Source organism: Streptomyces sp. NPDC005551 (assembly GCF_042871785.1).
Classification (GTDB): Bacteria; Actinomycetota; Actinomycetes; order Streptomycetales; family Streptomycetaceae; genus Streptomyces.
On sequence record NZ_JBIAJE010000015.1, the window covers coordinates 161,368 to 171,149 of the forward strand.

General features: G+C 70.3%; 8 protein-coding genes and 1 pseudogene. 5 read left to right on the top strand and 4 right to left on the bottom strand.

Annotated elements, in window-relative coordinates; translation table 11 throughout:
• Nucleotides 1–59: 59 nt before the first annotated feature.
• Entirely contained in the window at nucleotides 60–416 is a 357-nt protein-coding gene (locus ACFYP4_RS32605; RefSeq protein ID WP_388790375.1) for a hypothetical protein, read from the bottom strand.
• A gap of 84 nt (nucleotides 417–500) precedes the next feature.
• The gene (locus ACFYP4_RS32610) at nucleotides 501–1,487 is read right to left on the bottom strand and encodes a heme o synthase (RefSeq protein WP_358855948.1); all 987 of its coding nucleotides are present in this window, start codon (nucleotides 1,485–1,487) and stop codon (nucleotides 501–503) included.
• 356 nt (nucleotides 1,488–1,843) lie between these two features.
• Here ACFYP4_RS32610 and tkt point away from each other — a divergent pair, with 356 nt between their 5' ends.
• From tkt to pgl, 5 genes are read left to right on the top strand one after another with little or no spacing between them, the layout of a single operon-like run.
• Nucleotides 1,844–3,931 carry a transketolase gene (gene tkt / locus ACFYP4_RS32615; protein ID WP_358855943.1) on the top strand — a complete coding sequence of 696 codons (2,088 nt, stop codon included), beginning with the start codon at nucleotides 1,844–1,846 and terminating at the stop codon, nucleotides 3,929–3,931.
• A gap of 34 nt (nucleotides 3,932–3,965) precedes the next feature.
• Complete coding sequence (gene tal / locus ACFYP4_RS32620; RefSeq protein ID WP_358855944.1) at nucleotides 3,966–5,084, top strand: transaldolase; 1,119 nt, start codon at nucleotides 3,966–3,968, stop codon at nucleotides 5,082–5,084.
• A 1-nt stretch (nucleotide 5,085) separates the two neighbouring features.
• Nucleotides 5,086–6,612, top strand: a complete 1,527-nt coding sequence (gene zwf, locus ACFYP4_RS32625) for a glucose-6-phosphate dehydrogenase (RefSeq protein ID WP_358855949.1) — start codon at nucleotides 5,086–5,088, stop codon at nucleotides 6,610–6,612.
• Complete coding sequence (gene opcA, locus ACFYP4_RS32630) at nucleotides 6,609–7,664, top strand: glucose-6-phosphate dehydrogenase assembly protein OpcA (protein WP_388790379.1); 1,056 nt, start codon at nucleotides 6,609–6,611, stop codon at nucleotides 7,662–7,664. Before zwf ends, opcA begins: the two co-directional genes overlap by 4 nt.
• Nucleotides 7,661–8,443: a 6-phosphogluconolactonase gene (gene pgl, locus ACFYP4_RS32635; RefSeq protein ID WP_388790383.1), complete on the top strand. Its 783-nt coding sequence runs from the start codon at nucleotides 7,661–7,663 to the stop codon at nucleotides 8,441–8,443. The genes opcA and pgl overlap by 4 nt, the downstream gene beginning before the upstream one ends.
• A gap of 113 nt (nucleotides 8,444–8,556) precedes the next feature.
• Here pgl and ACFYP4_RS32640 read toward each other — a convergent pair whose 3' ends face one another.
• Nucleotides 8,557–9,483, bottom strand: a complete 927-nt coding sequence (locus ACFYP4_RS32640) for a DUF3824 domain-containing protein (protein ID WP_388790386.1) — start codon at nucleotides 9,481–9,483, stop codon at nucleotides 8,557–8,559.
• Nucleotides 9,484–9,599: 116 nt separating this feature from the next.
• A pseudogene (locus tag ACFYP4_RS32645) lies at nucleotides 9,600–9,782 on the bottom strand (glucose-6-phosphate isomerase); the annotation flags it as partial.

The following is a 9,782-nucleotide window of genomic DNA, read 5'->3' on the forward strand; positions in this document are numbered from 1 at the left end:
CCCCGCGCCCCTGGACGGGGCGCGGCTCCGACTTCGTCCGCAGGTGCGCGGGGGTGGGGTCAGGTGTTGCTGGGGGAGCCGAGCTGGAGGCCTGCCATTCGCTTCCACTCGTACGGGCCCGTCCGCACCCTGGCCGCGAACTCGCCGTCGAACTCCTCGTGCACGGTGATGCCGGACTTCTTCACGGCCTGCTCCGCGACGGCGTACGTGGGGGCCACCAGGTCGCCCCAGCCGCCGTCCGCGCCGACGAGCACGATCCGGGCGCCCCGCTGCCCGAGGTACTCGATGTGGCCGTCGGTCCCGCCGTGCGCCTTGGCAAAGCCGGCGATCTCCTTGGCGAGCCGGGCGGCCCGGCGCTCGGTCTTGGCGTCCTGCGTGGCGCCGGTGCTCTCGTCAACCTGCTCGGTGTCTGCCATGGCCAGGATGCTACCGACGGGTAGATCGAACGGCGACGGGCGGGGTGCGTGGCCTTGACCACGCACCCCGCCCGTCGGAGGTGTCTAGCGCAGGAAGGGGTCCACCGCGACCGCCACGAAGAGCAGCGACACATAGGTGATGGACCAGTGGAACAGCCGCATCTCCTTGAGCTTGCCGCCCGTCGCCTCGGACTTGGCGCGGTTCTGCAGACCGTGCGCCTCCCACAGCCACCAGCCGCCGGCCACCAGCGCGACCGCCGTGTAGAACCAGCCGGTGTAGCCGAGCGGGGTGAGGAGCAGCGAGACGGCGACCATCATCCAGCTGTAGAGGACGATCTGGCGGGCGACCACCTTGTTCGAGGCGATGACCGGAAGCATCGGCACGCCCACGCGTGCGTAGTCGTCCCGCACCTTCATCGACAGCGGCCAGTAGTGCGGCGGCGTCCAGAAGAACATGACGAGGAAGAGGACGACCGGCGCCCACGACATCGAGTTCGTGACCGAGGACCAGCCGATGAGGACCGGCATGCAGCCCGCGATGCCGCCCCAGACGATGTTCTGCGACGTCCGGCGCTTGAGGATCATCGTGTAGACGACCACGTAGAACAGCAGCGCGCCGAGCGACAGCCAGGCCGACAGCCAGTTGACCGTCAGGCCGAACAGCAGCGTGGAGACCACCGCGAGCGAGAGGCCGAAGGCCAGGCACTCGCGCGGGCTGACCATGCCGGTGACCAGGGGCCGCTGGGCGGTGCGGTCCATCAGGGCGTCGATGTCGCGGTCGATGTACATGTTGAGCGCGTTGGCGCCCCCCGCCGACAGGTAGCCGCCCAGGCAGGTCAGGAGCACCAGCTTCAGGTCGGGCACACCCTGCTCGGCCAGGAACATCACCGGCACGGTGGTGATCAGCAGCAGCTCGATGATCCGCGGCTTGGTCAGCGCCACGAACGCCTTCACCCGGGCCCCGAACGGCCGGTGGCCCGGGCCGGTGTTTCTCCCGAGCTCTCCCCTGGTCCGCACGGCATGGGCGGTGCCCCCACCCGCTGGACGGGATTCGACGGCCGTCACGCACACCCCTGACAGAGACATCCCAGCAAGCCCCCGGGTGTGAACTCCCCGTAAAGGCTCGCGCGTACCACGCCACTGTAGACGTTGCCCAGACCCCGCCCTTCGCGGGGGTGGGGTCGTGTTGGAGGGCTCCGCACAAAGAGCCGGGTCCCTCTCGATTGAGCGGTCAGATGAGCGCCTCCGTATTCACTTGCCACACGGGGAACAGCCCGGTCGGGAGGCGGATCCCGTCCAGTCCCGGCAGTCTGGAAAGAGTCGAAAAAACGCACGTACTCCCGGGGGTAGGCTCGACAAAGTCCGGTGGGCGCCAAGCGCACCGGCATTCGACATGTGGACCATGTGGAGAGGAGCCCTGACTCAGGGTGAGCACCAAGCCGACCACCACAGACCTCGAGTGGACCGAGTTGGACCAGCGGGCCGTCGACACCGCCCGCGTCCTGGCCGCCGATGCCGTACAGAAGGTCGGCAACGGCCATCCGGGTACGGCGATGAGCCTGGCGCCCGCCGCCTACACCCTCTTCCAGAAGGTGATGCGGCACGACCCGGCGGACGCCGACTGGACCGGACGCGACCGCTTCGTGCTGTCCGCGGGTCACTCGTCCCTGACCCTCTACATCCAGCTCTACCTGGCCGGCTTCGGCCTGGAGCTGGAGGACCTCCAGTCCTTCCGGACGTGGGGCTCCAAGACGCCCGGTCACCCCGAGTACGGCCACACGACCGGTGTCGAGACGACGACCGGTCCGCTCGGCCAGGGCGTCGCCAACGCGGTGGGCATGGCGATGGCCGCCCGCTACGAGCGCGGCCTGTTCGACCCGGAGGCCGCCCCCGGCACCTCCCCGTTCGACCACTTCATCTACGCGATCGCCGGCGACGGCTGCCTCCAGGAGGGCATCTCCGCCGAGGCGTCCTCCCTCGCGGGCCACCAGAAGCTCGGCAACCTGGTCCTGCTGTGGGACGACAACCACATCTCGATCGAGGGCGACACCGAGACGGCCGTCTCCGAGGACACCGTCAAGCGGTACGAGGCGTACGGCTGGCACGTGCAGCGGGTGCAGCCGAAGGAGAACGGCGACCTCGACCCGCAGGCGCTCTTCGCGGCGATCCAGGCCGCGAAGGCTGTGACGGACAAGCCGTCGTTCATCGCGATGCGCTCGATCATCGCCTGGCCCGCCCCGAACGCGCAGAACACCGAGGCCGCGCACGGCTCGGCCCTCGGCGACGACGAGGTCGCGGCCACCAAGCGCGTCCTCGGCTTCGACCCCGAGAAGTCCTTCGAGGTGTCCGACGAGGTCCTCGCCCACACCCGTGGCGCGCTCGACCGGGGCCGTGAGGCCAAGGCCGAGTGGGACAAGACGTTCGCCGCCTGGCGCACCGCCGACCCCGAGCGCGCCGCCGAGTTCGACCGCATCGCGTCGACCGCGCTGCCGGAAGGCTGGGAGGACAAGCTCCCGGTCTTCGAGGCGGGCACGTCCGTCGCCACGCGTGCCGCGTCCGGCAAGGTGCTCCAGGCACTCGGCGCGGTCATCCCCGAGCTGTGGGGCGGTTCCGCCGACCTCGCCGGCTCGAACAACACGACGATCGACAAGAACTCGTCGTTCCTCCCCGAGGGCAACCCCCTGCCGGGCGCGGACCAGTACGGCCGCACGGTGCACTTCGGCATCCGCGAGCACTCCATGGCCGCGGAGATGAACGGCATCGCGCTGCACGGCAACACCCGCATCTACGGCGGCACCTTCCTGGTGTTCTCCGACTACATGCGCAACGCCGTGCGCCTGTCCGCGCTGATGCACCTGCCGGTGACGTACGTGTGGACGCACGACTCCATCGGCCTCGGCGAGGACGGCCCCACCCACCAGCCGGTCGAGCACCTCGCCTCGCTGCGCGCCATCCCCGGCCTGAACGTCATCCGCCCGGCCGACGCCAACGAGACCGCGATCGCCTGGCGCGAGATCCTGCGTCGCTACACCAAGGTGTACGGCAAGGGCGCTCCGCACGGCCTGGTGCTGACCCGTCAGGGTGTGCCGACGTACGAGCCCGACGAGAACGCGGCCAAGGGCGGGTACGTCCTGCTGGAGGCCGAGGGCGGCACGCCCGAGGTCATCCTGATCGGCACCGGCTCCGAGGTGCATGTGGCCGTCGAGGCGCGTGAGCAGCTCCAGGCCGCGGGCATCGCGACGCGGGTCGTGTCGATGCCGTCCGTGGAGTGGTTCGAGGAGCAGGACCAGGGGTACCGGGACAGCGTCCTGCCGCCGTCCGTCAGGGCGCGGGTGGCGGTGGAAGCCGGCATCGGTCTGACCTGGCACCGCTTCGTCGGCGACGCCGGACGCATTGTTTCGCTGGAGCACTTCGGTGCTTCCGCTGACGGCAAGGTGCTCTTCCAGGAGTTCGGCTTCACTGCCGAGAACGTCGCCTCCGCCGCCCGGGAATCGATCGCCGCAGCCCAGCGCTGACGCTGACATACGACACGTAGGAGATGCATTTTCCATGACAGACGCACTCAAGCGCCTCTCCGAGGAAGGCGTGGCGATCTGGCTGGACGACCTGTCGCGCAAGCGGATCACGTCCGGCAATCTCGCCGAGCTGATGGATCAGCAGCACGTCGTGGGCGTCACCACCAACCCGTCGATCTTCCAGAAGGCCATCTCCCAGGGCGACGGTTACGACCAGCAGCTCTCCGACCTCGCCGCCCGCCGGGTCACGGTCGAGGAAGCCCTCCGCATGATCACCACGGTGGACGTCCGTGACGCCGCCGACATCCTGCGGCCGGTCTTCGACTCCACGGACGGCCAGGACGGCCGGGTCTCCATCGAGGTCGACCCGCGTCTGGCGCACAACACCAAGGCGACCGTCGCCGAGGCCAAGCAGCTCGCCTGGCTGGTCGACCGCCCGAACACGCTCATCAAGATCCCGGCCACCGAGGCGGGCATCCCGGCGATCACCGAGGTCATCGGCCTCGGCATCAGCGTGAACGTGACGCTGATCTTCTCCCTGGAGCGCTACCGCAAGGTCATGGAGGCCTACCTGGCCGGCCTGGAGAAGGCCAAGGAGCGCGGCCTGGATCTCTCCAAGATCCACTCGGTGGCGTCCTTCTTCGTGTCCCGGGTGGACGCGGAGATCGACAAGCGGCTCGACGCGCTGGGCACCGACGAGGCCAAGGCCGTCCGCGGCAAGGCCGCCCTCGCCAACGCGCGGCTCGCCTACCAGGCGTACGAGGAGGTGTTCAGCGGCGAGCGCTGGGCCGCCCTCGACAAGGCGCAGGCCAACAAGCAGCGTCCGCTCTGGGCGTCGACGGGCGTCAAGGACCCGGCGTACAAGGCCACCATGTACGTCGACCAGCTGGTCGCGCCGAACACGGTGAACACCATGCCGGAGGCCACGCTCGAGGCGACCGAGAGCGAGGGCGAGATCACCGGGAACACCGTCTCCGGTACGTACGAGCAGGCCCGCGCCGATCTCGACGCGGTCGAGAAGCTCGGGATCTCGTACGACGAGGTGGTGCAGCTGCTGGAGGACGAGGGCGTCGAGAAGTTCGAGTCCGCCTGGAACGACCTGCTCAAGTCGACCGAGGCAGAGCTCCAGCGCCTCGCCCCTTCGGAGGGCTGAAATCTTGTCGAGCAGCAATCCGCTGCGTGACCCCGCAGACCGACGGCTCCCGCGTATCGCGGGGCCGTCGGGCCTGGTCATCTTCGGCGTCACGGGCGATTTGTCACGTAAAAAGCTGATGCCCGCCGTGTACGACCTCGCCAACCGCGGACTGCTGCCCCCGGGCTTCTCGCTCGTCGGCTTCGCCCGGCGCGAGTGGCAGGACGAGGACTTCGCCCAGGAGGTCCACGACGCCGTCAAGGAGCACGCCCGCACGGAGTTCCGCGAGGAGGTCTGGCAGCAGCTCATCCAGGGCATGCGCTTCGTCCAGGGCAACTTCGACGACGACGACGCCTTCGAGCAGTTGAAGGCGACGATCGAGGACCTCGACAAGGCCCAGGGCACCGGCGGCAACTTCGCCTTCTACCTCTCCGTGCCGCCCAAGTTCTTCCCCAAGGTCGTGCAGCAGCTCAAGAAGCACGGGCTGGCCGACCAGCAGGGCGGTTCCTGGCGGCGCGCGGTCATCGAGAAGCCCTTCGGCCACGACCTCAGGTCGGCCGAGGAGCTCAACGCGATCGTCCACGAGGTCTTCGCCCCCGAGCAGGTCTTCCGCATCGACCACTATCTGGGCAAGGAGACCGTCCAGAACATCCTGGCGCTGCGCTTCGCCAACCAGATGTTCGAGCCGATCTGGAACCGGTCGTACGTCGACCACATCCAGATCACGATGGCCGAGGACATCGGCATCGGCGGACGCGCGGGCTACTACGACGGTATCGGCGCCGCGCGTGACGTCATCCAGAACCACCTGCTCCAGCTGATGGCGCTGACCGCCATGGAGGAGCCGGCCTCCTTCGACGCGGACGCGCTCGCCGCCGAGAAGACCAAGGTGCTCGGCGCCGCCAGGCTGCCGAAGGACCTGGGCAGCAACACGGTCCGCGGGCAGTACGCGGCCGGGTGGCAGGGCGGCGAGAAGGTCGTCGGCTACCTCCAGGAGGACGGTATCGACGCCAAGTCGAAGACCGACACCTACGCGGCCGTCAAGCTGGAGATCGACAACCGGCGCTGGGCGGGCGTCCCCTTCTATCTCCGTACGGGCAAGCGTCTGGGCCGCCGTGTCACCGAGATCGCGGTCGTCTTCCAGCGCGCCCCGCACTCCCCCTTCGACCACACGGCGACCGAGGAACTCGGCTCGAACGCGATCGTCATCCGCGTCCAGCCCGACGAGGGCATCACGGTCCGCTTCGGCTCCAAGGTCCCCGGCACCTCCATGGAGATCCGGGACGTGTCGATGGACTTCGCGTACGGCGAGTCCTTCACGGAGTCCAGCCCGGAGGCGTACGAGCGGCTGATCCTCGACGTCCTGCTCGGCGACTCCAACCTCTTCCCGCGCACGGAGGAGGTCGAGCTGTCCTGGAAGATCCTCGACCCGATCGAGGAGTACTGGGACGCGCACGGCAAGCCCGCGCAGTACCAGGCCGGCACCTGGGGTCCCGTCGAGGCGGACCAGATGCTGGAACGAGACGGACGGAGCTGGCGGCGGCCATGAAGACAGACCTCACGGACACCACGGCCAGCAAGATCAACAAGGCGCTCGTCCAGGGCCGCCGCGCCATCGGCACACCGGCCGTCGGCATGGTGCTCACCCTCGTCATCGTCACGGACGAGGAGAACGCCTACGACGCGCTGAAGGCCGCGAACGACGCCTCACGCGAGCACCCCTCGCGCACCCTCGTGGTCATCAAGCGCGTCTCGCGCTCGCCCCGCGACCGCACGAAGTCGCGCCTCGACGCCGAGGTGCGCCTCGGGGTGGAGGCCGGCACCGGTGAGACGGTCATCCTGCGCCTGTACGGCGAGGTCGTGGACCACGCCCAGTCCGTCGTGCTCCCGCTGCTGCTGCCGGACGCGCCCGTCGTCGTCTGGTGGCCGGTGAACGCGCCGAGCGACCCGGCCAACGACCCGCTGGGCGCACTCGCCCAGCGCCGGGTCACCGACACCTACGCCTCCGAGCAGCCGGTACGGGAACTCGCCGCCCGCGCCGACGCCTACGCCCCCGGTGACACGGACCTGTCGTGGACCCGCATCACGCCCTGGCGTTCGATGCTGGCCGCGGCCCTGGACCAGGTCGTCTGCGAGGTCAAGGCGGTCGAGGTGGAGGGCGAGGAGTTCAACCCGAGCTGCGAACTGCTCGGCATGTGGCTGGCGGACCGGCTCGACGTCCCGGTCCGGCGCTCGGTGTCGTCGGGCCCCGGCCTCACCGCCGTCCGGATGGACACCGACTGCGGTCCGATCGTCCTGGACCGTGCCGACGGCTCGCTGGCGACGCTGACCATCGAGGGCCAGCCCGCGCGCGCGGTGGCCCTCAAGCGCCGCGAGACCGCCGAGCTGATCGCGGAGGAGCTGCGCCGGCTGGACCCGGACGACACCTACGCCTCGGCGCTGCGGTACGGCGTGGACCGGCTGACCGCCGGCTCCGCGGACGCCCCGGCGCAGGGCCCGGACTCCGGTGCGGCCGCCGACGAGGCACCGGCCGGGCGGACCGCGAAGGCGCCCGCCAAGAAGGCCGCGAAGACCCCGGCCAGGAAGGCGGCCGCCAAGTGAGCACTCCGCAGCTCGTCGTCCACCACGACAAGGAGCTGATGGCCAGGGCCGCCGCGGCCCGGCTGGTCACGAAGATCGTGGACGCGCAGGCCTCGCGCGGCCACGCCTCGGTGGTGCTCACCGGCGGGCGCAACGGCAACGGTTTGCTCGCGGCGCTGGCCGCCGAGCCCGCCCGGGACGCCGTCGACTGGGCCCGCCTCGACCTGTGGTGGGGAGACGAGCGGTTCCTGCCCGAGGGCGACCCGGAGCGCAATGTCACCCAGGCCCGTGAGGCGCTGCTGGACTCGGTCCCGCTGGACCCCGCGCGGGTCCACGCGATGCCGGCGTCCGACGGCCCGTACGGCGGCGACGCGGACGCGGCGGCCGAGGCGTACGCCGCCGAGCTCGCGAAGGCGGCGGATCCCGAGAACCACGGGCCCGTGCCGACGTTCGACGTCCTGATGCTGGGCGTCGGCCCGGACACCCACGTGGCCTCGCTCTTCCCGGAGCTGCCCGCGGTGCGCGAGACCGACCGCATGGTCGTCGGGGTGCACGGGGCGCCGAAGCCGCCGCCGACCCGCATCTCGCTCACGCTGCCCGCGATCCGTTCCGCCCGGGAGGTGTGGCTGCTGGCGGCCGGCGAGGACAAGGCACGGGCGGCGGCCATCGCCCTGTCGGGCGCCGGTGAGGTGCAGGCGCCGGCGGCCGGCGCCTACGGCCGGTCCCGCACCCTGTGGCTGCTGGACTCCGCGGCGGCCTCGCAGTTGCCCCGCTCGCTGTATCCGCCCGCGTCGCCGTAGGACGCCGGGCGGCACGGCCCCCGGGTCGCGACCGCGCTTCCCCCCGGACGCCGGACGGGCTGTTCAGCCGTCCGGCGTCCGGCATTCGGGCCCGGCCCGCATCGTGGCCGGGGTCAGTACCCGCGGGGGTCGTAGGGGTTCCGGGGGCCCTGCGGGTACGGGTGCTGCGGTTGCTGGTACGGGTTCCCCGTCCCCGGCGTGTACGGACCCCCCTGGTGGAACGTGAACGCCGGGTTCGGCGCGTACGGGCCGGGCTGCGGTGGCAGGTGCCCGTACGGCGGGGCGGGCGGAACCGACGGAGGCAGGCTGGCCGGGTGCGCCCCCAGCCGGATCCCGTAACGGCGCCGGAGCCTGCGCAGCTCCAGCGCGGCGATGGCCGTGACCGTCAGCGGGGCGCCCAGGATGAAGACGACGCCCATCGTGAGGCTCAGCCCGTGGAGATCACCGCTGAGCAGGTCCGGGAGGGCCATCAGCCACGAGGTCACCGTGGCGAGCAGCGGCGGCAGGCAGCGGTGCACTCCGGCGGTGCCGAAGAAGTTTCCGTTGACCTGCACGGCTCCGTACGCCACGAGTCCGGTGAGCCACATCGCCGTCAGGCCCGGCACCATCATCATCATCCCGCCGAGCGAGATCGCGAGCTGCCACAGCAGGACGGTCACGACGACGGTGCCGATGAAGAGCAGCAGCAGCTTGAGGGAGTCGAAGAGGGATCCGCGCAGTCGGCTGATCCGCCCGGTGCGCCGCCAGACGAACAGCATCACGCCGACCGTCAGGGGTGTGATGAACAGCAGCACGACGGCCGCCGTCAGCACGTTCTCCAGGACCTCGGTGAAGTCGAACCTGCCCTGCACGAAGGTGTACACGCCGAACGCGGCTACCGCCCCGGCGATGAGACGTAAGCGTTTGAGCCGCTCCACGGACGGGTCGACCGGCGCCGGGATCCAGGCCGGATGGAACAGCGCCCGCGCGACGGCCTTGGGCCGCAGGACCGATCCCGCCGACAGGGGACCACTCAGCCATCTTCTGCGCGAACCGGTCAACTTCGCTCCCCCGAGCACTCGGTGACGTGATCGCCCTGGATTCTACGGGAGACGGACGGACGCTTTTGGCGTCTCCCCGGGTGACCGGGTGTCTCCCGGTCACCCGTCATCGGTGCCTACCGGCCGCGCAGCTCCCGGTACTTGGCGACCAGGGCCTTCGTCGACTCGTCGAGACCGGGCACGTCGGCGCCCTCGGTCAGCGCCGGTTCGACGCGCTTGGCGAGGACCTTGCCGAGCTCGACGCCCCACTGGTCGAAGGAGTCGATGTTCCAGACCGCGCCCTGGACGAACACCTTGTG